This is a genomic window from Variovorax dokdonensis (assembly GCF_030316895.1).
Lineage (GTDB): Bacteria > Pseudomonadota > Gammaproteobacteria > Burkholderiales > Burkholderiaceae_C > Variovorax > Variovorax dokdonensis.
The window spans coordinates 595441-619516 of the sequence record NZ_JASZYV010000003.1; the positions used below are offsets into that span (position 1 = coordinate 595441).

Below are 24076 nucleotides of genomic sequence, written 5' to 3' on the forward strand. Positions count from 1 at the left end.
GGCCCGCGCGCCTTATTTGACCCGCTGCTTTTCGAGCTTTCGCGCCAGAGTGCGCCGGTGCATGCCCAGGCGCCGCGCGGTCTCCGAGATGTTGAAGCCCGTCTCGGCCAGCATTTCGTGAATGCGCTCCCATTCCAGCGTCTTGATCGAGGTCGGGCGGTTCGTCAGGCCGACCTCGGTGGTGCCCTCGGCGCGCCCGAAGGCCGCCTCGATGTCGTCCGTGTTCGATGGCTTGGCCAGGTAGTGACAGGCGCCCAGCTTGATCGCCTCCACCGCGGTGGCAATGCTGGCGAAGCCCGTCAGGACGACGATCAGCATGTCTTCGTCATGCGCGTGCAGCGCCTGCACGCAGGCCAGGCCCGATGCCTCGCCATTGAGCTTGAGATCCACCACCGCGAATCCCGGCGTGCGGTGCTCGAGATGCATGCGCATCTCGTCGATCGTGGCCGCCAGATCGACGCTGTAGCCTCGCCGCTCGAAGGAACGCTTGAGCGTGCGTGCGAACGCCGCGTCGTCTTCCACGATGAGCAGGTGGCGCTGATCTGGCGCGGGCGTGTCTTCATTCGTCGTCGTCATCTTCGAGACTCTCGTCTTCGTCGTCGCTCAGCACCAGGGCGGCCAGCGGCAGGTTGATCGTCAGCAGCGCGCCACCCTCGGTCTTGTTGCGCGCCTGCACGCTGCCTCCCAGGGTGCGCGCCACATTCACCACCAGGAACAGCCCCAGCCCGCCCCCGGGACGCCCCTTGGTGGACTGGTAGGGCTTGCCGAACTGCGCCAGGATGCGCGGCTCGAAGCCCGGGCCGGCGTCGGTACAGGTGAGCACCAGGTCATGGCCATGCCGGGTGACTTCGAACATCAGCCAGTCGGGCGATGCTTCCAGGGCATTGTCCAGAACGTTGTGGATCATCTGCTTGATGGCAGCGTCCGAAACGATGGGCAGGTCCTGCCCGAATCGATTCTCGTAGATCATGCTGGTGACCGGCCGCGTGCTCTGCCATTGCCCCACCACCTGGTCCAGGAATTTGACGACGCTGGTGCGCTCGGAAGACTCCCCCCTCGCCTCCCCGGCCGACAGCAGGATGCCACTGACGATCGCCTTGCAGCGGTGCACCTGCGCCTGCATCTCCGTCACTTCGGCACGAATGTCGGCATTGCGCTTGACCAGCGGCATGTGCTGCCAATCGCCCAGGATCACCGACATCGTGGCCAGCGGCGTGCCCAGCTCGTGCGCGGCGCCAGTGGCCAGCAGCCCCATGCGGACGATGTGTTCCTCCTCGGCATCGCGCTGGCGCAGCTCGGCCAGCCGGGCGTCGCGCCTGCGCAGGTTGCGCTCGATGCGCGTGATGAACACGACCACGAGCGATGCCAGCAGGGCGAAACACACCAGCAGCCCCAGCACGTAAGGTCCGGTCAGCCCCTGCCCCGCTGCAAGCGGCAGTCGCAACGGCGGCGCAAAGAGGGCCAGCAACGCGAAACAGACGCTGGTGACGCCGGCGATGGTCCAGGTGGACCAGGAATCGAGCAGCACGGCGGCCAGAATGACCTGCAACAGGTAGACGAAGACGAATGGATTGGTGGCGCCGCCGCTCAGGTACAGCTGCCCCGTCAGCATGCCGACGTCGACCAGCAAGGCGATGAACAACTCGGCGTTGGTGACGGCATGATGGGCGCGCCAACGCAGCTGGCTGGCCGCATTGAACGCCGCCAGGCAGGCGAGCACCACCAGCATCTGGTGCAGTGGCAAGGGCACGCGAAGCAGGTAGTACGCCACCAGGATCGTCACCACCTGGCCGAACACCGCGATCCAGCGCAATTGGATCAACTGCTGCATGTTGCGCATGCCAGCGGCCACCTGCAGCCGGCCGCCCTGCACGGCGCCGGTGGGCGCATGCGGCATGGCGGCAGCGTTCGGGTTGGTCTTTGGCGCGGCGGGATCGCCGCCGGTTTTCGCTGTGCTGTCCATCCCCCGAGTCTGCCTTGAGTCGGACGGCCGCAGCCGAGGTGCCCCGAGCCGTGCCGGCGCCGCCGGGATCAGGCTTCGCCGCGGCGTGCCTTGCGCCGATCGCCCAGGAACAGCCACCAGGCGGCAAAGGCCGTTCCGAGCGCCATCGCGAACCACGTCAGGGCGTAGCTCATGTGCGTGTTGCGGAACTGGATGACCGTCAACCCGCCTTCGGGCTGATCGGGTGTCGCGCCGGCCTGCGCACCGGCGTCGACGAAATAAGGCGCCACAGGCCCGACAGACTGCAGCGAACGCGCGGCCGCGATGGCGGCAACGTCGCGCGAATACCAACGGTTGGCCGCGGGGTCATTGCGCCGCAGGAAGCCACCGCCAGGTTCGCTCAGGCGCAGCAGGCCGACGATGTCGACATCACCCTTGGGTTCGTCTGCCGCCCGGGCCGCGCGCTCGCGCAGCGCAGGCGTGACGAATCCGCGATTGACCAGCACCACCGTGCCGTCGGCCTGTACGAGAGGTGTCAGCACCCAGAAGCCGGCGCCGCGATCGGAAAGCGCCTGCACCAGCGATTCGCGGTCATGAAGAAAGCGGCCGCGCAGAGACACGCGGCGGTATTCGTCGTTGGCCGCATTCACCTGCGGCCAGGCGGCCTTGGCGGGCGCGGGGACCGGTGCGGCGTGCACTCGCGCGTCGACCCGGGCGATGAGATCGAGCTTCCAGGCCCGCCGCTCGAGCTGCCAGACGCCCAATGCGCAGAATGCGACGAAGGCCAGCAGCAGCAGTGCGCCGAGCGCCAACAGCCAGCCGGTGCGCGGCGCGGCAGCCTGCGGCTCTGCGCCCGCGGGGCGCGACGTGCCGGGTGCCGCCCCGTCGGTCAAGGCGAGACGCGCGCTTCCGCTGGCGTCATCGAGTGCGGCATCATGTTCTCGTTGAGGTGGAACATGACCCACAGCGAGCCCGTCAGCGTGATGGCCACCAGCACCACCGTGAAGATGAGCGCCAACAGGTTCCAGCCGCCCTCGGCCTTGGCGTCCATGTGCAGGAAATAGACCATGTGCACGATGATCTGCACCAGGCCAAAAGCCAGGATCACCATGATCGTGGTGCTGGGCTTCTCGAAAACCTTGCCCATGACGAGCGCGAACGGGATCGCCGTGAGGATCACCGACAGGAAGAAGCCCGTCATGTAGCCGCCGAAGGTGGCGTGCGGGCCACTTTCGTCGTGCTCGTCGTCATGGCCATGATGGTCGTGGCCGTGTGCGTGGGGGTCGTTGACGTGCGTGGTCATTGAATTGCTCCGGAGTGCGCCGCCGACATCAAGGCAGCGAACCCATCAGGTAGACGAAGGTGAAGACGCCGATCCAGACCACGTCCAGAAAGTGCCAGAACATCGACAGGCACATCAGGCGGCGGCGGTTGGCCGGGATGAGGCCATGCTTGCTCACCTGCACCATCAGGGTGACGAGCCAGACAATGCCGAACGTGACGTGCAAGCCGTGCGTACCCACCAGCGTGAAGAACGACGAGAGGAAGGCGCTGCGCTGCGGACCCGCGCCTTCGTGGATCAGGTGGGCGAATTCGTAGATTTCGACGCCCAGGAACCCCAGGCCGAACAGGCCGGTGATCGCCAGCCAGAACAGCACCGCGCCCTGGCGGCGGCGCTGCATTTCCAGCATCGCGAAGCCATAGGTGATGGACGAGAACAGCAGCAGCGCCGTGTTGAAAGCCACCAGCGACAGGTCGAACAGCTCGGCGCCCGAGGGGCCAGCCGCGTAGCTGCGCCCCAGCACACCGTAGCAGGCGAACAGCACGGCGAAGATGAGGCAGTCGCTCATCAGGTAGAGCCAGAAGCCCAGCAGCGTGCCGTTCTCCGGATGATGCTCGCGCGTCAGGTAGAAGTGGTTGGCCGAGCCGCCTTCGGCAGTCGGCGCCGCGCCTGCGGCAGCGGGATTGAGCGTGAGATCAGACATGGGCAGCCGCCAGCGCACGGGTGCGCGCTTCTTCGGTGCGCGTCACTTCATTCGCAGGAATGTGGAAGTCGCGCTTGTAGTTGAAGGTATGGATCAGGGTGGCGATGATGGTGGCCGCGAAGCCGACCACCACCACGCCCCAGGCCTGCCAGATCAGGCCGAAGGCACACAGGGCCGACAGCGCGGCGATGACGAAGCCGGCCGCCGTGTTCTTCGGCATGTGGATCGGAATGAACCCGCCAGTGGGCCGCGCATAGTGGCGACGCTTCATGTCGTACCAGGCGTCACGGTCATGCACGATGGGCGTGAACGCGAAGTTGTAGTCCGGCGGCGGCGACGAAGTCGACCATTCCAGCGTGCGGCCATCCCACGGGTCGCCCGTGGTATCGCGCAACTGTTCGCGGCGCATGTAGCTCACCACCAGCTGGATCAGGAAGCAGCCGATGCCGGCGGCGATCAGCAATGCGCCCAGGGCAGCGGCGATGAACCAGGGTTGCAGCGAGCCATCCTCGAAGTGGCTGACGCGGCGCGTGACGCCCATCAGGCCGAGCACGTAGAGCGGCATGAAGGCCAGGTAGAAGCCGACCACCCAGAACCAGAAGGACAGCGTGCCCCAGAACTTGTCGAGCTTGTAGCCGAAAGCCTTCGGGAACCAGAAGTTGATGCCGGCCAGCAAGCCGAACAGCACGCCGCCGATGATCACATTGTGGAAGTGGGCGATCAGGAACAGGCTGTTGTGCAGCACGAAGTCGGCCGGCGGCACGGCCAGCAGAACACCCGTCATGCCGCCGATCACGAAGGTCAGCATGAAGGCCACGGTCCACATCATGGGCAGCTCGAAGCGGATGCGGCCCTTGTACATGGTGAACAGCCAGTTGAAGATCTTCGCGCCCGTCGGGATCGAGATGATCATCGTGGTGATCCCGAAGAAGCTGTTCACGCTGGCGCCCGAGCCCATGGTGAAGAAGTGGTGCAGCCACACCACGTACGACAGGATCGTGATCACCACCGTGGCGTACACCATCGAGGTGTAGCCGAACAGCCGCTTGCCGCAGAAGGTGGACACCACTTCCGAGAAGATGCCGAACACCGGCAGGACCAGGATGTACACCTCGGGGTGGCCCCAGATCCAGATCAGGTTCACGTACATCATGGCGTTGCCGCCAAGGTCGTTGGTGAAGAAGTTGGTGCCGACGTAGCGGTCGAGCGAGAGCAGCGCGAGCACGGCGGTGAGCACCGGGAAGGCGGCGACGATCAACACGTTGGTGCACAGCGCGGTCCAGGTGAAGACGGGCATCTTCATCATCGTCATGCCCGGTGCGCGCATCTTCACGATGGTGGCGATCAGGTTCACGCCCGAAAGCAATGTCCCGACCCCGGCGATCTGCAACGACCAGATGTAGTAGTCGACCCCGACATCAGGACTGTGCAGGATGCCCGACAGCGGCGGATAGGCCAGCCAGCCCGTCTTGGCAAACTCGCCCACGAACAGGGAAGCCATGACCAGCACGGCGCCGAACGTGGTCATCCAGAAGCTGAAGTTGTTCAGGAACGGGAACGCCACGTCGCGCGCACCGATCTGCAGCGGCACCACGTAGTTCATGAACCCGGTCACCAGCGGCATCGCCACGAAGAAGATCATGATCACGCCGTGGGCGGTGAAGACCTGGTCGTAGTGGTGCGGAGGCAGGTAGCCCATGTTGTCGCCGAAGGCGATGGCCTGCTGGCCGCGCATCATCAGCGCATCGGCGAAACCGCGCAGCAGCATCACGATGCCCAGCACGATGTACATGATGCCGATCTTCTTGTGGTCGATGCTGGTGATCCAGTTGTTCCACAACGGCGACCACCACCGCATGTAGGTGATGAAGCCCAGCAGCGCGATGCCGCCCAGGCACACGGCCGCGAAGGTCACAAGAAGGATGGGCTCGTGGAAGGGGATCGCCTCCCAGCTCAGGCGGCCCAGGAAGAGCCGGGCAAGGTCAAGGTGTTCTGACATCTCTATTCTCGGAAAGTCTCAGCCTGGGCAGCCGGGGCGCCAGCCACGTCGATCGTGCCGTCGACGCGGCAAAGGCCGGCAACGAAGGTGCGCACCGGCGAATTCGGGTTCTTGGGATCGAGCGCGCGCTTCTCGATGTCGTAGACGCTGGGCAGGCCCATGCCGCCTTGCGCATCGATGGCCATCATCTGGTGCATGCACATCTTGCCGGCCTCGACGCAGCGATTGAGGATGGCGTGGTACAGGTCCGGAGCGACGGTGGCCCAGCGGCGCACCGGCTCGCGCTCGCTCGGCTTTTCGAGCGTGAGGTAGCCGCCGCGGTCGAGCGAGCCGCCAGCGGCCTTGGCCTGCGCGACCCACTTGTCGAAGTCGGCGTCGGTCGTACCGTGGAAGGTGAAGCGCATGTGCGAGAAGCCCGCGCCGCTGTAGTTGGCCGAGAAGCCCTCGTACGAGCCGGGCTTGTTGATCACTGCGTGCAGCTTGGTCTCCATGCCTGGCATGGCGTAGATCATGCCGGCCAGGGCGGGCACGTAGAACGAGTTCATGACCGTCGAAGCGGTGATCTTGAAGCGGATCGGCCGATCGACCGGCGCTGCGACATCGTTGACCGTGGCGATGCCCTGCTCGGGATAGATGAACAGCCACTTCCAGTCGAGTGCGACGACCTCGATCTCGAGCGGCTTGACGCCCTCGGGAACCGGGCGCTTGGCATCGATGCGGCGCAGGTCGCGGTAGGGATCGAGCGTGTGGGTGCTGATCCAGGTCACCGCGCCCAGGGCGATGATGATCAGCAGCGGCGCGGCCCAGATCGCCAGTTCGAGCTGAGTGGAGTGGTCCCACTCGGGCTGGTAGTCGGCGCCGCGATTGGAAGAACGGTATTTCCAGGCGAAGAACACCGTCAGCGCCATCACCGGCACGATGATCAGCAGCATCAGGACCGTGGAGACCACGATCAGCCTGCCTTGCTGCATGGCGACGTCGCCGGAGGGGTTGAGCAGAACGGTCCCGCAGCCACCCAGCATGAGCAAGGGCACCAACAGGAGCAGCCGACGGAGTTTATGGAGGTGTGCCATGCCTGGAAAATGTGCAAGTGTGCGCAAAACCCCGGGAATCTAGTCGTTTTCCCCCTCTTTCGCGAGTGGACGTTTTGTCCTATGGCGAAACGTCCGAGATGGTGACATGCTCGCGGGGTTTCAAAAAGGCACCTTCCGCAAGGTCCCTCTTTCCATACAGCACCAGAAGATGTCGAGCACCCACCTGCCCACCGCCGATTCCGAAACCCCCGCCGAGCGGGCTCGTGAACTCCAGCAGATCCATGAGGAGCGCTCGCATGTCACGCCCGGCGAGATCGCCGTGGGCGTGGTGATCGGCCGCGCTTCTGAGTATTTCGACTTTTTCGTCTACGGCATCGCGTCCGTGCTGGTCTTTCCGACCCTGTTCTTCCCGTTCAAGGATCCGCTGCAGGCCACGCTCTGGTCCTTCGTCATCTTTTCGTTTGCCTTCATCGCGCGCCCGTTGGGCACCGTGATCTCAATGAAGATCCAGACCCGCTTCAACCGCGAAGTCAAGCTCACCGTGGCCCTGTTCCTCCTGGGCATCTGCACCGTGGGGATCGCCTTCCTGCCCGGCTACGCCACGCTGGGCTTCGGCGCGGTGATCGTCCTCTCGCTACTTCGCACCGGCCAGGGGCTGGCACTTGGCGGTTCGTGGGACGGCCTGCCTTCGCTGCTCGCGCTCAACGCACCTGCCGGCAAGCGCGGCTGGTACGCCATGATCGGCCAACTGGGCGCACCGCTCGGCTTCGTGCTGGCCAGTTCGCTTTTCGCCTATCTCTATTCGAGTCTGCCGCAGGAAGACTTCCTGTCCTTCGGATGGCGCTATGCCTTCTTCGTCGCGTTTGCGATCAACGTGGTGGCGCTTTTCGCCCGTCTGCGGCTGGTGGCCACCGACGAGTACCGCCACATGCTCGAAGAGCGCGAGCTGGCCCCCGTCCCGGTGTCGGAACTGGCAGGCACGCAAGGCCACAACATCCTGATCGGCGCCTTCGCAGCATTGGCGAGTTACGCACTGTTTCACCTGATCACGGTTTTCCCGCTGTCCTGGATCCGCCTGAACAACCCGGAGTTGCTCACCCGATTCCTGGTCGTGCAGGTGGTGGGGGCATTCCTCTGCGGCGCCGGTGTGGTGGGCTCAGGATGGCTGGCCGATCGGTTCGGACGCCGTAGCACCCTCGGCTCGTTGGCCATTGCCATCGGCGTCTTCAGCCTGGCGATGCCCTGGCTGCTGAGCACGTCCAGCGGATACATCGGCAAGGACCTCTTCCTTCTGGTGGGCTTCGTGCTCCTGGGCCTTTCTTACGGACAGGCCGCCGGCGCCGTGACGGCCAATTTCGAACTGCGCTATCGGTACATGGGCGCGGCACTGACCTCCGATGTCGCCTGGCTGATCGGCGCCGCCTTCGCACCGCTGGTGGCACTGGGCCTGGCCGCACATTTCGGCTTGCCTTACGTCAGCATCTACCTCTTGTCGGGCGTGGTGTGCACGTTGGTCGCACTGCGGTTGAACAAGGCGCTGACGGCGCGCTCCGACTGAGGTCGGCAACCCCGAAAACACGTACGAAGGGCGCCCGAGGGCGCCCTTTTTTGTCTGGGCAGAAAGAGAAGTCGCATGGCCAAGCTCGTCTTCGGAATGAATCAGTCCCTCGACGGTTACGTCGACCACACGGCCTTTGCGCCCGGGCGCACCCTCTTTCGCCACTTCATCGAGGAAGCACGGCAGCAAACGGGCAGCATCTACGGTCGCGGAATCTACGAATTGATGCGCTACTGGGACGACGAGCATCCCGAATGGGATGAAGACGAGCGCGCCTTTGCGGCGGCCTGGCGCCGGCAGCCCAAGTGGGTCGCCTCGCGAACCCTGGAATCGGTCGGCGCGAACGCAAGCCTGCTGGGAGAAGATCTGGAAGGTGCGATCCGCGCCTTGAAGGACGAGCGCGACGGTGAAATCGAGGTGGCTGGTCCTCGTTTGGCGCACAGCCTCACCGAGATGGGTTTGATCGATGAATACCGCATCTACCTGCACCCCGTCGTGCTGGGGAGGGGCTCACCCTATTTCGCCGGCCCCCGGCCGCGCCTGCGACTGGTGAGCTCCGATCGGGTGGACGAGGATGTGATCCGACTGGTCTATCGCCCGGCGTAGCGCCCAGCCTAGCGGGCCATTGCCGGCTCGCGCATCGGCCAGAAGAATGTGATGCCTTCGCGTGCGCACAGGGCCCGCGCTTCCAGTTCCGACAATTCGCTGACCGTCACGCCGTCGTCGAGTTCGGCCCGCGTCATCGGATGCGAGATGGCCGCGGCCTGCGGCATCGGGCGGGCGGCCTGCACGGGTTTGGCGGCTGCGGGCTCACGGTGGCGGGACTGAAACAAGCTGCGCATGTCGGACTTAGTGATCGAGTCGGTGTGTAACGCATTGTGATTACTTTTCTGCACCCGGGACAGGTAAAAATGCACACCTAAGTACGAACGTTCTGCTTTCGTCTCAGAAATTTCGCACACGATCCCCGCTTGACGCCGAGCTCCCGTCTCCGTGGGTGCACCGTCGGCGGGCGGAACGCTTTATGCATGCTGCGGCGCACCATCCCAAAGGTAGATCCAGGAGCGCCCCATGTTGGACAAGACCCAGACCCAGTTTTCGCATGTCAAGCCCGGTGACACGAAATTCGTCGGCGGCGGACTGCGCGATTTCTTCCTCTACCGCGATCTGGGCATTGCCCAGGCTACGAATGGCAAGGTCATCGCCCACCTGGTCAAGGCCAACCTGCCCCCAGAGGAGGGCACGGGTTGGCACCGCCATGAGGCGGACTTTCAGATCGTGATCATGATGAAGGGCTGGGCCCGCTTCATGTACGAGGACAAGGAAACGCTGGTCGAAGCGGGCGATGTGGTTCACCAGCGACCGGGTATCCGGCACTACCTGTTCGACTATTCACCGGACATGGAGTACCTGGAGATCGTGTCGCCGGCAGACTTCAAGAGCATCGACGTCGAGCCTGCGGCGCAAATCCCCAAGCCCACGCCCTGGCCCGCGCAGCGGACCGAAGACTAGCTAGTGGGGCCGCTTGGGCGCGTCCAGTTTGTCGTGCCGCAAGGCCTCGTCTTCCATCAGTTCGAACCACATCGCGTTGAGCACAGCAAAGGCGGCCGCCAGGGGCAGGCCGAGAATCCAGGCGAAGTACCACATGTGAAGGCTCCCTTGGGTTTCAGTAGGCGTGGTCGCGCCCTTCGGCGATGTCGTCGGCACTCACCTTGCCGCGCATGATCGAATAGACCCAGCTGGTGTAAGCCAGGATCAACGGCAGGAAGATCAGCACGCACACGAGCATGATGAACAGCGTGGTGTGGCTGGACGAAGAATCCCACACCGTCATGCTCATTCGCGGATCGACCGTCGAGGGCAGGATGATGGGGAACATCGACACCCCCACGCTGAGGATGATGCCGGCGATCCCCACGCCGCTCATGATCAGCGCCAGCAATGGCCTGCTTGCCAGCATCAGCACCCAGGCAAGTGCAGCGCCGGCCAGGCCCAGCACCGGCACCACGTAGAGCATGGGCTGCGCCGCGTAGTTGGCGAACCATGCACCAGCCACCGGCTCGACCGTCTTGGCCAGCGGGTTGGAAGGGCCAGTGGTCGAGATGTCGCTGGTGATCTGGAAGCCGCCGATGAACATGAACAGCAGCACCCCGCCCAGCAGGAACAACACGACGGTCAACAGCGCCGCCATGCTGCCGATGCGGCGCGCACGCGCCGCCACCTCACCATCCGTCTTGAGTTGCAGCCAGGCGGCGCCATGCATCGCGATCATCGCCACGGACACCAGCCCGCACAGCAAGGCGTAGGGATTGAGCAGGCCGAAGAAGCTGCCCAGGTAGTGGATCTGCATGTCGTCTTCGAGCTTGAACGGCACACCCTGCAGCACGTTGCCCATCGCCACGCCGCAGATCAGTGCGGGCACGATGCCGCAGAAGAACAGGATCCAGTCCCAGCGTGTGCGCCATGCGGCGTCCTCGTTCTTGCTCCGGAACTTGATGGCCACCGGTCGCAGGATCAGCGCGAACAGGATGATGAACATCGCCAGATAGAACCCCGAGAACGACACGGCGTACAAATGCGGCCAGGCGGCGAAGATCGCGCCTCCGCCGAGCAGCAGCCAGACCTGGTTGCCTTCCCAGACCGGACCGAAGGCGTTGATCACCACCCGTCGCTCCAGGTCCGTCTTGCCGACGAACGGCAAGAGCATGCCGGCGCCCAGGTCGAAGCCGTCCGTCACGGCAAAGCCGACCAGCACCACGCCCATCAGCAGCCACCAGATGACGCGCAGGACGTCGTAGGAAATCAGTTCATGCAAGATCATGTCGTGCCCTCCTCATTCGGCACCGGCCGGAGAGACCGGCGGTGTCCAGTTTCCGCGCCGGCGTGCGTCGGCGATCGTCTCGGCCCTGAGCTCCGGCCCCTTGCGGATGGCCTTGAGCAGAAGCTTCCATTCGATGATGAGCAGTACCGTGTAGAGCAAGGTGTAGATCACCAGTGTCAGCAGCACGGTACTGGCGCCCAGGTTGGACACGGCCACCGCGGTGGGCAGCACCCCTTCGATCACCCAGGGCTGGCGCCCCAGCTCGGCAACGATCCAGCCGCATTCGGCGGCCAGGAATGGCAGGGGAATGCTCCACACCGCCACATGCAGCAGCCAGCGGTGCTTGTCCAGGCTGCGCCGGGCGGACAGCACGAAGAAGGTGCCGGTCAGCAGAATGAAGAAGATGCCAAGTCCGACCATGACGCGGAAGGACCAGTAGAGCGGCGCGACGGGCGGCACGGTGTCCCACGCGGCCTTGGTGATCTGCTCTGGCGTGGCCTTGCGCGGGTCGTCCACATAGCGCTTGAGCAGGAGCGCATAGCCCAGGTTGCCGCCGTGGGCCTGGAAGGTGAGCTTCGCGTCCTGGGGGATGTTGGCTGTGCTGCCGGCCGCGCGGATCTTCTGCAGCGCGTCGTAGGCATTGATGCCGCTGGCAATGCGCTGCTCGGCCTTCTTCTGCAATTCGATGATGCCGGGGATCTCGGTGGTCAGCGATCGCGTGCCGATGAGGCCCATCACCCAGGGGATGTGCACGGCGAAGTGCGTCTCGCGCGCCTCCTGATCGGGAAAGCCGAAGGCGGTGAACGCCGCGGGCGCGGGCTCCGTCTCCCACATGGCTTCAATGGCGGCGAGCTTCATCTTCTGGTGCTCGGTCGACAGGTAGCCGCTTTCGTCGCCCAGAACCACGACGGACAGCGACGCAGCCAGGCCGAAAGAAGCCGCCACCGTCATCGAACGCTTGGCCAACTCGATATGCCGCCCCTTGAGCAGGTACCAGGCCGACACGCCCAGCACGAACAGCGCCGCCACTGTGTAGCCGGCCGAGACGGTGTGCACGAACTTGGCTTGCGCCACGGGGTTGGTCAGCACCTCGAAGAAGTTGTCCACCTCCATGCGCATGGTCTGCGGATTGAAGGCCGAACCGACCGGGTTCTGCATCCAGCCGTTGGCAATGAGGATCCAGAGCGCCGAGAAGTTCGAGCCCAGCGCCACCGCCCAGGTGGCGACCAGGTGGCCCACCTTCGACATGCGCTCCCAGCCGAAGAAGAACAGGCCGACGAAGGTGGCCTCGAGGAAGAAGGCCATCAGTGCCTCGATGGCCAGCGGCGCACCGAAGATGTCGCCCACGTAGTGGCTGTAGTAGGACCAGTTCATGCCGAACTGGAACTCCATGACCACGCCCGTGGCAACGCCCATCGCGAAGTTGATCCCGAAAAGAATGCCCCAGAACTTCGTCATGTCGCGCCAGATGGGCCGACCGGTCATGACATACACGGTCTCCATGATCGCCAGCAGGATCGACAAGCCCAGCGTCAACGGCACGAACAGGAAGTGATAGAGCGCCGTGAGTGCGAACTGCAATCGCGACAGCGCAACGATGTCCAAGTCCATGTGGATTCCCTTCTCTTTGAATCTTCTCAATCCGGCCTGAGCGTGCGGAGCATCGCGTCGAACGCGGGCGTGCCCCGAGCCGCTTCTTCGGTCAGGCGGCCGTGCTCGATGCGCAGCAGCCGGTCCGCCAATTCCGCCTCGCGCCGCAGGTGCGTTGCCAGCACGAGGGTTCGTTCTCCCAAGCGCTCCTTCATCCGGGAAAGGACGTCGTGCGCAGCGCGAGTGTCCATGCCTTCGGTCGGCTCGTCCAGTAGCCACAGGGGGGAGTCGCGCAGCAGCAGGCGCGCCAGGGCAAGGCGCCGCGACTGGCCTCCCGACAGGCCCAGTCCACCTTCGCCCAATGGCGTATCGAGGCCGTCTGCCATTGCGCAGACTTGCCCGGCCAGGCCGGCCGATTCGAGCGCTGACCACAACCGTGCGTCGTCGGACGCGGGCGCGGCCAGAAGAAGGTTGTCGCGAAGCGAGTCGCTGAACAGCTCGGTGCGCTGAGTGAGCCAGCTCGCGGGCAACGCCTGGGCCGAGCCGAGGCTGGGCTTCAGCTCTCCGGCGATGGCATTGAGCAGGGTGGACTTTCCCGAGCCGCTGGCACCGATCAAGGCCACGCGTTCGCCGACATGCACTTGCAGATCCACGGCACGAATGGCCGGCAGTCCACTGCCCGGATAGGAGATGGACAGCCCCTGCAGCACCACCGCAGAGCCGGTGGCCGGCGCAGGCATTGGCACAGTCGCCGCGTGGCCGTCGTACTGTCCGTCTTCCAAGCTCGGTGCAATGCGGCGCACGGCCAGCAGGGAACGCCCCAGTTCGACGGCGCCGCGCCGCATGGCGGCAAAAGGCTCCACCGCGCCCAGTGCGAGCAGCAACAGCAGCGCCGCCATCGGCGCTTCGATGGCCTTCGACTCCGCAAGCCACGCGGCAGCCAGCAACACGCCCGCAAGCAGCAGGCTGCCGAGCGCGCCATAGGCGAGGCCGGCACGCGTCTCCAGACGATGCAGCGCACCCTCGCTGAGGCCCATCCGCTGATCGACGCGCACAAGCCGATCGCACTGCGACTGCAAGCGCCCCGCCATCAGCAACTCGGCCTGTCCTGCGACGAGGTCCACGGTGCTTGAGCGAAGCCGTTCCAACCGCAATCCGCGGGCCATCGACGGCCGCATGGCCTTCATGCCGGTGGCCACCGCAATGCCCCAGCCACCAACGAGAAGCGCCACCGCCAGGCATGCGCCAAGCCACGCGTCGAAGAATCCGGCAACGATGCCCATCAGCATCGCAGCGCCCAAAGCCGCGAGCCCGGGAACGACGCCCCGCAGGTACAGCGACTCGAGCGCGTCGACATCTCCCGTCAGCCGATGAAGCGCCCGCGCCGGTCTCGCCAGCAGGCGGCGCGCAGACAGCGGCGTCGCCAGGCCCAGGAACAGGCGCTCGCGCAATGCGGCGCTGACCGCCAGCGTCGCATCGTGCGTGACCAGCCGTTCGCCGTAGCGGGAAGCCGTGCGTCCGACTGCCAGCAAGCGAATGGCCGCCGAAGGCGCGAACACATCGAAGGCCAAGGCGCTGGCCGCCTGAAGCCCGGCCAGAGCCGTGGCGGTGATGAACCACCCCGCCACACCGAGCAAGGCCATGCCCATGAGCACGGTCAATGCAGACAGAGCCGCACCCAAGGCGAGCAAGCCGGGCTGCGATTGCATGTGCAGGCGGGCGACGGTCCGCAGTTGACGCCGCAGTCGCATGATCGGACTCATGCGCAGGCCTGCGCGAGCTCGCGCGCTTCTGGTTGAAGATGAATGACGCGATCCATCCGGGCCGCCAGCAGTGGATCGTGCGTGGCGACGATCAGGGTGCGTCCGGCAGCCAACTCCAGCAGACCCAAGCGCACACGTTCGGCGGTCTCGCCATCCAGATGGGCAGTGGGCTCGTCGACCAGCAGCAGGTCTGCAGCACGCGCTCGCACCGCCAGCCGCGCCAAGGCCAGACGAGCCAGCTCGCCCCCTGACAATCCCGCACCGCCCTCGCCCACCGCCGCGGCCGGATGCGCCTGCGCAACCTCGTCGAGCGCAGCGAATCTCAAGGCATGCGAAACGACTGCGTCCGCAGGCGGCTGATCGCCCGGGCTCAGATTGGCCTGCACCGAACCGGCAAAGACATGCGGCCTCTGCCCCATCCAACCGATGCGCTTGCGGATGACCTGCACCGTGGCTTCGCGAAGCGCAACACCACCGACCTCGATCTGCCCGGCCAGCAGTGGCAACTGACCCGACAGCAGCGCCAGCAGCGTGCTCTTGCCACTGCCGCTCGGGCCGAAGAGCGCAATGCGCTCTCCGGGCGCCACGTCCAGCTCGAAGTCGGCGCCGACATGCAGGCGCGGCCCGTTGCCCATCTGCAGCTGGAGCGCGCGCATCTTCACGGCGGGAGGGCCATCACACATCGACGCCTCGCCGCACGTCCCCTGGCCCGAAGACATGGCACCTGGCAAGTCCAGGCCCGGCACCGTGAGTGGACGCATGGCCTTCAATGCCGCCTCTCCGGCCGCGCGGTCGTGCCATGCGGCCGAGAGCTCCCGCAGCGGTTCGAAGAATGCCGGCGCGAGCATCAACACGAACAGACCCTGCCCTAGCGAAAGACGTTCGCCCCAGGCCCCGAACTCGAGTTGGCCCAGCAGATGAAAGCCGACGTAGACGGCAACCATCGCCACGCCCAAGGCGGAGAACAACTCGAGCACGGCCGACGAGAGAAAGGCGATGCGCAGGACGGACATGGTGCGCTGGCGCAGGGCCTGCGCGCTGGCTCGCAGGCGCAGAGCACTGGCCGACACGGCCCCCAGGCCGCGCAGCGTTGCAAGCCCGCGAAGTCGATCGAGCAGGAACGCGTTCATGCCGCCCTGCTCCAGCAATTGCGCCTCGCTGGCCGCCTGGGCGCGCCAGCCCACGAACGCCATGAACAACGGAATGAGCGGCGCCGCCAGCAACAGCACAAGCGCCGCAACCCAGCTGTGTGCCGCAACCGCCACCAGGATGAGTGGCGGCACCAGCATCACTCGCCAGCGCGCGGGCTGATAGCGCAGCAGGAAGGGCATGATGAGCTCGGCCTGCTCACCGAGCAAGCTGGCCGCCTGGCCCGATGCAGCACGCGTCCGGTCGAGCGGCGAGCGCGATGCCAATGCCTGCGCGGCCTGCGCACGCAGTTCGCCAAGTGCCGCTCGCGCCTCGGCAAACATGCGATGTGCACCCTCGGCTTCGCACCATGCGCGAACCAGGCCGACTGCCAACACGGCGACAGCAAGCCATGCGATGTCACGCACGCCGCGTCCGTCGGCGATACGCTGCACGGCCAACGCCATGGCAGCAGCCTGCGCGATCCACAGCAGCGACGCCACCACCTGCAGCGCCACGCCGGGCCGGGGACGCTTGCTCAGTTCGCGGATGCGCTGAACCGCAGGTAGGTCATGCATTGTTTTGATTCGAGAGCAGTCGTGGGCGTCATCCCTCACAATGCCGTCCCGATGCGCCCCGATCATGCTCCCGAACGGGCGACCCGCAAATCCAAGCCCCATCATCCCACTCGCCTATGACGAAGATCAATGTTCGCGTCGCCTGCGCGCTGTCCCTGCTCCTGCTGGCCCGTGCGGCACAAGCCCACACGGGCGTTCATCCGGCGGGCCTCGAAGGCGGTTTGCTCCACCCCCTGCTCGGACCCGACCACCTGCTGGCCATGGTCTGCGTAGGCGTGGTCAGCATGCAGCTCGGCGGCAGCAGCGTCTGGCGGGTGCCGGCTGCATTCGTGCTGGCCATGATCGTCGGCGGCGCGACCGGCATGGCTCGCCCGGGCGCCGGCTTCGCCGAGGCGGGCATCGCCATCTCGCTGGTCGCACTTGGCTCAGCCATCGTGTTTCGCCAACGCATGCCGCATGCGCTGGTGATGGCGTGCGTGGGCGTGTTCGGTTTCTGCCATGGCTACGCGCACGGCGTCGAGATTCCGCAAGCGGCCAGCCCATGGCTGTACACGGTGGGCTTCGTGACCAGCACCACGCTACTGCATGTCTGCGGGGTCGGGCTGGGTTGGCTCGGTGCGCGCGGGCGCACGCAGGCCATGGCGCTGCGAGCCGGTGGCCTGGCGGTTGGCGTGATGGGGCTGGCCTACCTCGGAGGCTTCGCCGGCCTCGCGGCCTGAAAACAAAAATGCCCGTGCGCTTCCTTAAGAAACGCACAGGCATGTCGGGTGCCTGACCGGCCGAACCTCGGCGACTCGGCGGGTCGGCCCGGGTAAAGGCGGCCTTAGAGCGCCAGGCGCTGCCGAGCTTCCTGGTACTCGCGCTTGAGCTTCTCGACGAAGGCCGCAGCGCCCGTCACTTCAGTGATGGCACCAATGCCCTGGCCCGAACCCCAGATGTCCTTCCAGGCCTTCTTGGCACCGTCGCCGCCGAAGTTCATCGTCTTGACATCGCCTTGCGGCAGGTTTTCCGGGTCCATGCCCGCGGCGCGGATCGAGGGCGCCAGGTAGTTGCCGTGCACGCCGGTGAACAGGTTCGAATAGACGATGTCGTCGGACGTTCCTTCCACGATGGCCCGCTTGTACTCTTCAGCAGCGCGCGCCTCGTGCGTGGCGATGAAGGCCGTGCCGATGTAGGCGAAGTCGGCGCCCATGGCTTGCGCCGCGAGCACCGCACCGCCGGTGGCGATGGCCCCCGACAGCGCCACCGGGCCGTCGAACCACTGGCGGATCTCGTGGATCAGCGCGAACGGGCTCTTCACGCCCGCATGGCCGCCGGCACCTGCTGCCACGGCGATGATGCCGTCGGCACCTTTCTCGATCGCCTTGCTGGCGAACTTGTCGTTGATCACGTCATGCAGCGTCACGCCGCCGTAACTGTGCACGGCCTGGTTGACGTCCTCGCGCGCGCCCAGCGACGTGATGATGATCGGCACCTTGTACTTCATCACCATCTCCATGTCGTGCTCGAGCCGGTCGTTGCTCTTGTGCACGATCTGGTTGATGGCAAACGGCGCAGCCGGGTTGTCCGGGTTGGCCTTGTTGTGGGCGGCCAGTTCCTCGGTGATCTCGGCCAGCCATTCGTCGAGCTGCGATGCCGGACGCGCATTGAGCGCGGGCATCGAACCCACCACGCCCGCCTTGCATTGCGCGATGACGAGCTTGGGGTTGCTGATGATGAACAGCGGCGAGCCGATGACGGGCATCGGCAGGTTCTGCAGGGCGGGTGGCAACTTGGACAAGATGAGTCTCCGGGGTGCTTGGAACTTGCTTTGTGATTCGATGAGGCGTGCGCTTCAGAAGGCGTCGAGCGCCATGGCGGTGGCGCTGTCGGCGCCCTCGACGATGCTGTGCGCGGTCGCAGGCACGCCGTTGAGCACATGGTCGGCGAAGAAGCGTGCGGTGACGATCTTGGCCTGCATGAACGGCACATCCTGCCCCTTGGCCGCAAGCTCGGTTGCCACCAGCAGCGAACGCGCCAGTTGCCAGCCCGCCACGAGGCGGCCGGCCATCAGCAGATAGGGCACGCTGCCAGCGAACACCGCGTTGGGCGATGCCTTCATCGATCCGACGACGAACTCGACCACACGCACGAAGGATTCGCGCGCAGCCTTCAGCCGATCGGCCACGGCGAGCGCCTCGGCGCTGCCCAGCTTGGCGAGTTCGGCCTCGGTCTTCTCGATCTGCGCGGCAATCGCCTTGGCGACCTGCCCACCATCGCGCAGCGTCTTGCGGCCGACCAGATCGTTCGCCTGGATGGCGGTGGTGCCTTCGTAGATGGTCAGGATCTTGGCATCGCGCAGGTATTGCGCCGCGCCCGTTTCCTCGATGAAGCCCATGCCGCCGTGCACCTGCACGCCCAGCGAAGCCACATCGAGGCTCATTTCGGTGCTGTATCCCTTGACCAGCGGCACCATGAATTCGTAGAAGGCCTGGTTCTGCTTGCGCACTTCAGCATCGGGATGGTGGTGCGCCGCGTCGTAGGCTGCGGCAGCCACGGTGGCCATGGCGCGGCAGCCTTCGGTCTGCGCGCGCATGGTCATGAGCATGCGGCGGATGTCGGGGTGATGGATGATGGGTGCGCTGCCCGCCACCGAACCATCCACCGGTCGGCTCTGGACGCGCTCGCGCGCATAGCCCACGGCCTTCTGGTAGGCGCGCTCGGCGATCGCGATGCCCTGCATCCCCACTGCGAAGCGGGCCGAGTTCATCATGATGAACATGTACTCGAGGCCACGGTTCTCTTCGCCGACCAGATAGCCCTTTGCGCCGCCGTGGTCGCCGTATTGCAGCACCGCGGTGGGCGATGCCTTGATGCCCAGCTTGTGCTCGATGCTCACGCAGAACACGTCGTTGCGCTCGCCGAGGCTGCCATCGGCATTGACCAGGAACTTCGGCACCACGAACAGGCTGATGCCCTTCACGCCTTCCGGCGCGCCCGGCACGCGAGCGAGCACCAGATGCACGATGTTCTCGGCCATGTCGTGCTCGCCGTAAGTGATGAAGATCTTCGTACCGAAGACCTTGTAGGTGCCGTCGGGCTGGCGCTCGGCGCGGCTGCGAACCAGCGCGAGGTCGCTGCCGGCTTGCGGCTCGGTCAGGTTCATGGTGCCGGTCCATTGGCCGGTCACCAACTTCTCCAGGTACGTGGCTTTCAGCTCGTCGGAGCCGGCGGTCAGCAGTGCCTCGATGGCGCCGTCCGACAGCAGCGGGCACAGCGCGAAGCTCATGTTGGCCGAGTTGATCATCTCGGTGCAGGACGCGCCGATGGTCTTCGGCAGGCCCTGTCCGCCGAACTCGGTGGGCTGCTGCAGGCCCTGCCAGCCCCCTTCGGCATATTGCACGTAGGCGGCCTTGAAGCCGGGCGTGGTGGTGACGACGGTGTCCTTGAGCGAAGAGGGATTGCGGTCGCCTTCGACATTCAGCGGAGCGATCACATCCTGGTTGAGCTTGGCGCACTCCTCCAGCACCGCCTGAGCCGTTTCGAGGCCGGCGTCTTCGAACAGCGGCAGCTTGGCCACTTCATGGATGTTGGCCAGGTGCTCGATGTCGAACAGCATGTCCTTGAGGGGGGCGATGTAACTCATGATGTGCTCTCTCCTGAATGCACGGTCGGTGCGCTATCGAATGTCTGTCTTGTGTCTTGTCTTGCGTGATCCACGCGAAAAAAAGGGCATCGACGACAGGCGATGCCCTTTTTTCGAGGAAGGCGCGTGGATCAGAGTGCCTTGACCAGTTCCGGCACGGCCGTGAACAGATCGGCCACCAGGCCGTAGTCGGCCACCGAGAAGATCGGCGCCTCTTCGTCCTTGTTGATCGCCACGATCACCTTGGAGTCCTTCATGCCGGCCAAGTGCTGGATCGCGCCCGAGATGCCCGCTGCGATGTACAGCTGCGGCGCCACGATCTTGCCGGTCTGGCCCACTTGCCAGTCGTTGGGTGCATAGCCCGCATCGACGGCAGCGCGGCTGGCGCCCAGGCCCGCGCCGAGCTTGTCGGCCAGCGGCGCCATCACTTCCTGGAACTTCTCGGCGCTGCCCAGGGCGCGACCGCCGGAGACGATGATCTTGGCGGCCGTCAGTTCGGGGCGCTCGCTCTTGGTCACTTCGCGACCCACGAAGGCGCTCTTGCCGCTGTCGGCCACGCCTTCGGCGTTCTCGACCGAGGCGCTGCCTCCTTCGGCCGGCGCGGCGTCGAAGCCGGTCGTGCGCACGGTGATCACCTTGGTGCCGTCGCTGCTCTGCACGGTGGCGATGGCGTTGCCGGCGTAGATCGGACGCTCGAAGGTGTCGGCGCTCACCACCTTGGTGATGTCGCTGATCTGCGCGACGTCCAGCTTGGCGGCCACGCGAGGCGCGACGTTCTTGCCGTTTGCAGTGGCAGGGAACAGGATGTGGCTGTAGTTGCCGGCGATGGCCAGCACTTGCGCGGCCACGTTTTCGGCCAGGTTCTCGGCCAGCGAGGCGCTGTCGGCGGCGATCACCTTGGAAACGCCGGCGATCTTGGCAGCAGCGGCAGCGGCTTCGGCAGCATTGGCGCCAGCCACCAGCACGTGCACGTCGCCCGACTGGCAGGCCACGGCGGCGGTCACGGTGTTCAGGGTCGACGCCTTGACGGCGGCGTGGTCGTGTTCAGCAATAACGAGTACGGTCATTTGTCTTTACCTCTTTCCCTGATCCTCAGATCACCTTGGCTTCGTTCTTGAGCTTGTCCACCAGCGTGGCGACGTCGGGCACTTTGATGCCGGCACCGCGCTTGGGCGGCTCGGACACCTTCAGCGTCTTCAGGCGAGGCGCAACGTCGACGCCCAGCTCTTCGGGCTTGAGCGTGTCCAGCTGCTTCTTCTTGGCCTTCATGATGTTGGGCAGCGTGACGTAGCGCGGCTCGTTCAGGCGCAGGTCGGTGGTGATGACTGCGGGCAGCGAGAGGCTGAGCGTCTCGAGGCCGCCGTCCACTTCACGGGTGACGCTGACCTTGTCGCCGGCCACTTCGACCTTGGAAGCGAACGTGGCTTGCGGCAGGTCGGCCAGGGCGGCGAGCATCTGGCCGGTCTGGTTGGCGTCGTCGTCGATGGCCTGCTTGCCCAGGATGACGAGTTGGGGCTGTTCCTTGTCGACCAGCGCCTTCAGCAGCTTTGCGACGGCCAGGGGCTGCAGCTCTTCGGTCGTCTCGACCAGGATGCCGCGGTCGGCGCCGATGGCCATTGCGGTGCGCAGGGTCTCCTGGCACTTGGCTTCGCCGCAGGACACGGCGATCACTTCGGTGACGACGCCCTTTTCCTTCAGTCGCACAGCTTCTTCGACGGCAATTTCGTCAAAGGGGTTCATGCTCATCTTGACGTTGGCGATGTCGACGCCCGTGCCGTCACTCTTGACGCGGACCTTGACGTTGTAATCGACGACCCGCTTGACGGGAACAAGAACCTTCATTGCGATGACTCCGTTGAATAGGGAAACCTGAGAGAAGAAAGCGAACCGACGATTTTAGGTCGGTGCCTGCGGAGCACCTGTTCATTTCGATCAGCCCGTGAGCCAGGCCTTGGGAACGAAAAACGAACGGTCGTGCTTTTTTGTTAACGATTATAGGCGAGCGTGCGAGCGGGGCGCCGAAACCACCAAGGCGCGGCGTAAGAAAACGATACGTCCAATCGCACGGCGATCCGCAATTGCCTGGATCAATCAGACGTCGGCCAGCGCGCGCAGATGCTGCTCCACGCTTTCGGCCAGGGCGTCGAGGTTGTAGCCGCCTTCGAGCACCGAGACGATGCGGCCTTCGCTGTGACGCCGGGCCACGTCTCGGATGCGGCTGGTGATCCAGTAGTAGTCGTTGCCTGTCATGCCCAGTTGGCCCAGGTCGTCTTCGCGGTGGCCGTCGAAGCCTGCGCTGACGAAGATCATCTGGGGCTTGAAGTCCTCCAGGCGCGGCATCCACAGCATCTCGACGATCTCGCGGATCTCCATGCCTCGCGTGTAGGCCGGCAGCGGAACGTTCAGCATGTTGGGCGCCGGATGGTCGGTGCCGCTGAACGGATAGAACGGGTGCTGGAAGATGCTGACCATCAACACGCGCGGGTCGTTGGCAAGAATGTCTTCCGTGCCATTGCCGTGATGAACATCGAAATCGACGACGGCCACGCGCGACAGCCCATGCTGGTCCAGCGCATGCCGTGCGGCGATCGCGACGTTGTTGAAGAAGCAAAAGCCCATCGCCTTGTCGCGGCAGGCATGGTGCCCCGGCGGACGCGCCGCGCAGAAGGCGTTTTCCATCTCGCCAGACATCACCGCGTCGGTCGCGGCGACGGCCGCGCCCGCTGCGCGACGCGCCGCCAGCATGGTGAAGCCGTTCATCGAGGTGTCGGGGTCGATCTGGGCATGGGACGGGCCGCCGGCGGGCGCGTCTGCGACCAGCCGCTGACTCAGTTCCTGCAGGTGCTCCACATGCTCGGGCGAGTGCGCGAGCAGCAACTGGTCCATGGTGGCCAGGGGGATGTCGTCGCGACGCTCGAGCGCGTCGCCGACACCGCTGGTCAGAAGGCGGTCTTCGATCGCGTCCAGCCTTTGAGGGCACTCCGGATGCCCGCGACCCATCTCGTGCTTCCAGAAGTCGCGATGAATGAACAAGCCCGTCTTACCCATGGTGTCTCTTTTTCGAAAGGGCGCGGAACGAAGGCACGTGGGGTTATTGAGCCTTCAGTTATCGTTTGCAGATGGATACAAAAATGGACGTCGCAGCCAAGCTCGCGAGCCTCTTGAATCAGCTTAACACGGTGATCGTGGGCAAGCCGTCGCAGGTGCGCGATTGCGTGGCCTGCCTCCTGGCTGGCGGCCATCTGCTGATCGAAGACGTGCCGGGCGTGGGCAAGACCACGTTGGCCCATGCCCTGGCCCACACCTTCGGACTGCAGTTCTCGCGGGTGCAGTTCACGGCCGACCTGATGCCCGGCGATCTCTCCGGCGTCGCGCTGTACGACCGGACGCAGCAGACTTTCGTCTTCCATCCCGGCCCGGTCTTCACCCAGGTGCTGCTGGCCGATGAGATCAACCGGGCCAGCCCCAAGACGCAAAGCGCGCTTCTGGAGGCGATGGAAGAGCGCCAGGTGAGCATCGAGGGCGAGACCCGCCCCCTGCCCTCGCCCTTCTTCGTGATTGCCACGCAGAACCCGCACGACCAACTCGGCACCTTTGCGCTGCCGGAGTCGCAGCTCGACCGCTTCCTGATGCGCATTTCGCTCGGCTACCCCGATCGCGCGGCCGAACGCGAACTGCTCGCCGGCGCCGACCGGCGCGAAATGCTCACCAAGCTGCCCGCCCTCCTGACCGCCGGCGAACTGCTGGCGCTGCAGCAGCGCGTGCAGCAGGTGCATGCGGCCGAGCCGCTCCTGAACTATGTGCAGGACCTCTTGACCGCGACGCGCTCCGGCCGCTGGTTCCTGCAGGGCCTGTCGCCGCGCGCGGGCATCGCATTGCTGCGGGCGGCCAAGGCGCAGGCGCTGCTGGCCAACCGCGACTACGTCGCCCCCGATGATGTGCAGGCGGTGCTGCCGCAGACCATCGCGCACCGGCTCACGCCCGTCGGCGACGCGGGTCGAGGGGCGGTCGAACAGGTCCGCGCCATGATGGCGGCGACCCCGTTGCCTTGAT

General features: G+C 65.3%; 23 protein-coding genes. 5 read left to right on the forward strand and 18 right to left on the reverse strand.

Annotated elements, in window-relative coordinates; translation table 11 throughout:
• Positions 1–12: 12 nt before the first annotated feature.
• From QTH91_RS16520 to cyoA, 7 genes are all read right to left on the reverse strand, one after another.
• A complete protein-coding gene (locus QTH91_RS16520) occupies positions 13–576 on the reverse strand; it encodes a response regulator transcription factor (RefSeq protein WP_286661187.1) in 564 nt (187 codons plus the stop codon).
• The gene (locus tag QTH91_RS16525) at positions 560–1897 is read right to left on the reverse strand and encodes an ATP-binding protein (protein WP_286661604.1); all 1338 of its coding nucleotides are present in this window, start codon (positions 1895–1897) and stop codon (positions 560–562) included. Before QTH91_RS16525 ends, QTH91_RS16520 begins: the two co-directional genes overlap by 17 nt.
• A 134-nt stretch (positions 1898–2031) precedes the next feature.
• The gene (locus QTH91_RS16530) at positions 2032–2835 is read right to left on the reverse strand and encodes an SURF1 family protein (RefSeq protein ID WP_390367288.1); all 804 of its coding nucleotides are present in this window, start codon (positions 2833–2835) and stop codon (positions 2032–2034) included.
• A complete protein-coding gene (cyoD, locus tag QTH91_RS16535) occupies positions 2832–3245 on the reverse strand; it encodes a cytochrome o ubiquinol oxidase subunit IV (RefSeq protein ID WP_286661188.1) in 414 nt (137 codons plus the stop codon). The genes QTH91_RS16530 and cyoD overlap by 4 nt, the downstream gene beginning before the upstream one ends.
• 28 nt (positions 3246–3273) lie before the next feature.
• Positions 3274–3927, reverse strand: a complete 654-nt coding sequence (gene cyoC / locus QTH91_RS16540; RefSeq protein WP_286661189.1) for a cytochrome o ubiquinol oxidase subunit III — start codon at positions 3925–3927, stop codon at positions 3274–3276.
• Positions 3920–5926, reverse strand: coding sequence for a cytochrome o ubiquinol oxidase subunit I (gene cyoB / locus QTH91_RS16545; RefSeq protein ID WP_286661190.1), 2007 nt, complete (start codon positions 5924–5926; stop codon positions 3920–3922). Before cyoB ends, cyoC begins: the two co-directional genes overlap by 8 nt.
• A 2-nt stretch (positions 5927–5928) precedes the next feature.
• Positions 5929–6999 carry a ubiquinol oxidase subunit II gene (gene cyoA, locus QTH91_RS16550; RefSeq protein ID WP_286661191.1) on the reverse strand — a complete coding sequence of 357 codons (1071 nt, stop codon included), beginning with the start codon at positions 6997–6999 and terminating at the stop codon, positions 5929–5931.
• Positions 7000–7168: 169 nt separating this feature from the next.
• Between cyoA and QTH91_RS16555 the strand changes: the two genes are divergently transcribed.
• Complete coding sequence (locus QTH91_RS16555; RefSeq protein ID WP_286661192.1) at positions 7169–8518, forward strand: MFS transporter; 1350 nt, start codon at positions 7169–7171, stop codon at positions 8516–8518.
• A 75-nt stretch (positions 8519–8593) separates the two neighbouring features.
• The gene (locus QTH91_RS16560; protein ID WP_286661193.1) at positions 8594–9124 is read left to right on the forward strand and encodes a dihydrofolate reductase family protein; all 531 of its coding nucleotides are present in this window, start codon (positions 8594–8596) and stop codon (positions 9122–9124) included.
• An 8-nt stretch (positions 9125–9132) separates the two neighbouring features.
• Here the strand turns inward: QTH91_RS16560 and QTH91_RS16565 are convergent, their stop codons facing one another.
• Positions 9133–9480, reverse strand: a complete 348-nt coding sequence (locus QTH91_RS16565; RefSeq protein ID WP_286661194.1) for a hypothetical protein — start codon at positions 9478–9480, stop codon at positions 9133–9135.
• A 109-nt stretch (positions 9481–9589) separates the two neighbouring features.
• Here QTH91_RS16565 and QTH91_RS16570 point away from each other — a divergent pair, with 109 nt between their 5' ends.
• Positions 9590–10030 (forward strand): cupin domain-containing protein, encoded by a 441-nt coding sequence (locus tag QTH91_RS16570; protein WP_286661195.1) that lies wholly within the window; start codon positions 9590–9592, stop codon positions 10028–10030.
• On the opposite strand, the gene cydX is transcribed toward QTH91_RS16570, so the two are convergent.
• Genes cydX through cydD form a run of 5 tightly spaced genes read right to left on the reverse strand, consistent with a single transcriptional unit; the run spans position 10031 to position 16398 of the window.
• Positions 10031–10165 carry a cytochrome bd-I oxidase subunit CydX gene (cydX, locus tag QTH91_RS16575; RefSeq protein ID WP_286661196.1) on the reverse strand — a complete coding sequence of 45 codons (135 nt, stop codon included), beginning with the start codon at positions 10163–10165 and terminating at the stop codon, positions 10031–10033.
• Between the two features lie 19 nt (positions 10166–10184).
• Positions 10185–11339 carry a cytochrome d ubiquinol oxidase subunit II gene (gene cydB / locus QTH91_RS16580; RefSeq protein ID WP_286661197.1) on the reverse strand — a complete coding sequence of 385 codons (1155 nt, stop codon included), beginning with the start codon at positions 11337–11339 and terminating at the stop codon, positions 10185–10187.
• A gap of 12 nt (positions 11340–11351) precedes the next feature.
• The gene (locus QTH91_RS16585) at positions 11352–12950 is read right to left on the reverse strand and encodes a cytochrome ubiquinol oxidase subunit I (RefSeq protein WP_286661198.1); all 1599 of its coding nucleotides are present in this window, start codon (positions 12948–12950) and stop codon (positions 11352–11354) included.
• A 26-nt stretch (positions 12951–12976) separates the two neighbouring features.
• Positions 12977–14680: an amino acid ABC transporter ATP-binding/permease protein gene (locus QTH91_RS16590; RefSeq protein WP_390367447.1), complete on the reverse strand. Its 1704-nt coding sequence runs from the start codon at positions 14678–14680 to the stop codon at positions 12977–12979.
• Positions 14681–14688: 8 nt separating this feature from the next.
• On the reverse strand, positions 14689–16398 hold the full coding sequence (cydD, locus tag QTH91_RS16595) for a thiol reductant ABC exporter subunit CydD (RefSeq protein WP_286661199.1): 1710 nt from the start codon (positions 16396–16398) through the stop codon (positions 14689–14691).
• A gap of 116 nt (positions 16399–16514) precedes the next feature.
• Here cydD and QTH91_RS16600 point away from each other — a divergent pair, with 116 nt between their 5' ends.
• Complete coding sequence (locus QTH91_RS16600) at positions 16515–17117, forward strand: HupE/UreJ family protein (RefSeq protein WP_286661200.1); 603 nt, start codon at positions 16515–16517, stop codon at positions 17115–17117.
• Positions 17118–17221: 104 nt separating this feature from the next.
• On the opposite strand, the gene QTH91_RS16605 is transcribed toward QTH91_RS16600, so the two are convergent.
• The 5 genes from QTH91_RS16605 to QTH91_RS16625 all read right to left on the reverse strand — a co-directional run bounded on the left by QTH91_RS16605 (position 17222) and on the right by QTH91_RS16625 (position 23071).
• A complete protein-coding gene (locus QTH91_RS16605; RefSeq protein WP_286661201.1) occupies positions 17222–18178 on the reverse strand; it encodes an NAD(P)H-dependent flavin oxidoreductase in 957 nt (318 codons plus the stop codon).
• A gap of 54 nt (positions 18179–18232) precedes the next feature.
• Positions 18233–20023 (reverse strand): acyl-CoA dehydrogenase, encoded by a 1791-nt coding sequence (locus tag QTH91_RS16610; RefSeq protein WP_286661202.1) that lies wholly within the window; start codon positions 20021–20023, stop codon positions 18233–18235.
• Positions 20024–20154: 131 nt separating this feature from the next.
• Positions 20155–21090 carry an electron transfer flavoprotein subunit alpha/FixB family protein gene (locus QTH91_RS16615; RefSeq protein ID WP_286661203.1) on the reverse strand — a complete coding sequence of 312 codons (936 nt, stop codon included), beginning with the start codon at positions 21088–21090 and terminating at the stop codon, positions 20155–20157.
• Between the two features lie 25 nt (positions 21091–21115).
• Positions 21116–21865 carry an electron transfer flavoprotein subunit beta/FixA family protein gene (locus tag QTH91_RS16620; RefSeq protein WP_286661204.1) on the reverse strand — a complete coding sequence of 250 codons (750 nt, stop codon included), beginning with the start codon at positions 21863–21865 and terminating at the stop codon, positions 21116–21118.
• A 249-nt stretch (positions 21866–22114) separates the two neighbouring features.
• A complete protein-coding gene (locus tag QTH91_RS16625; RefSeq protein ID WP_286661205.1) occupies positions 22115–23071 on the reverse strand; it encodes a histone deacetylase family protein in 957 nt (318 codons plus the stop codon).
• An 83-nt stretch (positions 23072–23154) separates the two neighbouring features.
• Here QTH91_RS16625 and QTH91_RS16630 point away from each other — a divergent pair, with 83 nt between their 5' ends.
• Positions 23155–24075, forward strand: coding sequence for an AAA family ATPase (locus QTH91_RS16630; RefSeq protein WP_286661206.1), 921 nt, complete (start codon positions 23155–23157; stop codon positions 24073–24075).
• Position 24076 lies beyond the last annotated feature (1 nt).

Excerpts from the sequence above, each read along its gene's own strand:
- QTH91_RS16610 (WP_286661202.1), bottom strand. The coding sequence starts at position 20,023 with ATGAGTTACATCGCCCCCCTCAAGGACATGCTGTTCGACATCGAGCAC.
- QTH91_RS16555 (WP_286661192.1), top strand. The coding sequence starts at position 7,169 with ATGTCGAGCACCCACCTGCCCACCGCCGATTCCGAAACCCCCGCCGAG.
- QTH91_RS16615 (WP_286661203.1), bottom strand. The coding sequence starts at position 21,090 with ATGACCGTACTCGTTATTGCTGAACACGACCACGCCGCCGTCAAGGCG.
- QTH91_RS16520 (WP_286661187.1), bottom strand. The coding sequence starts at position 576 with ATGACGACGACGAATGAAGACACGCCCGCGCCAGATCAGCGCCACCTG.
- cydX (WP_286661196.1), bottom strand. The coding sequence starts at position 10,165 with ATGTGGTACTTCGCCTGGATTCTCGGCCTGCCCCTGGCGGCCGCCTTT.
- cyoC (WP_286661189.1), bottom strand. The coding sequence starts at position 3,927 with ATGTCTGATCTCACGCTCAATCCCGCTGCCGCAGGCGCGGCGCCGACT.
- QTH91_RS16590 (WP_390367447.1), bottom strand. The coding sequence starts at position 14,680 with ATGCGACTGCGGCGTCAACTGCGGACCGTCGCCCGCCTGCACATGCAA.
- QTH91_RS16570 (WP_286661195.1), top strand. The coding sequence starts at position 9,590 with ATGTTGGACAAGACCCAGACCCAGTTTTCGCATGTCAAGCCCGGTGAC.
- QTH91_RS16600 (WP_286661200.1), top strand. The coding sequence starts at position 16,515 with ATGACGAAGATCAATGTTCGCGTCGCCTGCGCGCTGTCCCTGCTCCTG.
- QTH91_RS16525 (WP_286661604.1), bottom strand. The coding sequence starts at position 1,897 with ATGCCGCATGCGCCCACCGGCGCCGTGCAGGGCGGCCGGCTGCAGGTG.
- cyoA (WP_286661191.1), bottom strand. The coding sequence starts at position 6,999 with ATGGCACACCTCCATAAACTCCGTCGGCTGCTCCTGTTGGTGCCCTTG.
- QTH91_RS16620 (WP_286661204.1), bottom strand. The coding sequence starts at position 21,865 with ATGAAGGTTCTTGTTCCCGTCAAGCGGGTCGTCGATTACAACGTCAAG.
- cydD (WP_286661199.1), bottom strand. The coding sequence starts at position 16,398 with ATGCATGACCTACCTGCGGTTCAGCGCATCCGCGAACTGAGCAAGCGT.
- cydB (WP_286661197.1), bottom strand. The coding sequence starts at position 11,339 with ATGATCTTGCATGAACTGATTTCCTACGACGTCCTGCGCGTCATCTGG.
- cyoB (WP_286661190.1), bottom strand. The coding sequence starts at position 5,926 with ATGTCAGAACACCTTGACCTTGCCCGGCTCTTCCTGGGCCGCCTGAGC.
- QTH91_RS16630 (WP_286661206.1), top strand. The coding sequence starts at position 23,155 with ATGGACGTCGCAGCCAAGCTCGCGAGCCTCTTGAATCAGCTTAACACG.
- QTH91_RS16625 (WP_286661205.1), bottom strand. The coding sequence starts at position 23,071 with ATGGGTAAGACGGGCTTGTTCATTCATCGCGACTTCTGGAAGCACGAG.
- QTH91_RS16585 (WP_286661198.1), bottom strand. The coding sequence starts at position 12,950 with ATGGACTTGGACATCGTTGCGCTGTCGCGATTGCAGTTCGCACTCACG.
- cyoD (WP_286661188.1), bottom strand. The coding sequence starts at position 3,245 with ATGACCACGCACGTCAACGACCCCCACGCACACGGCCACGACCATCAT.
- QTH91_RS16560 (WP_286661193.1), top strand. The coding sequence starts at position 8,594 with ATGGCCAAGCTCGTCTTCGGAATGAATCAGTCCCTCGACGGTTACGTC.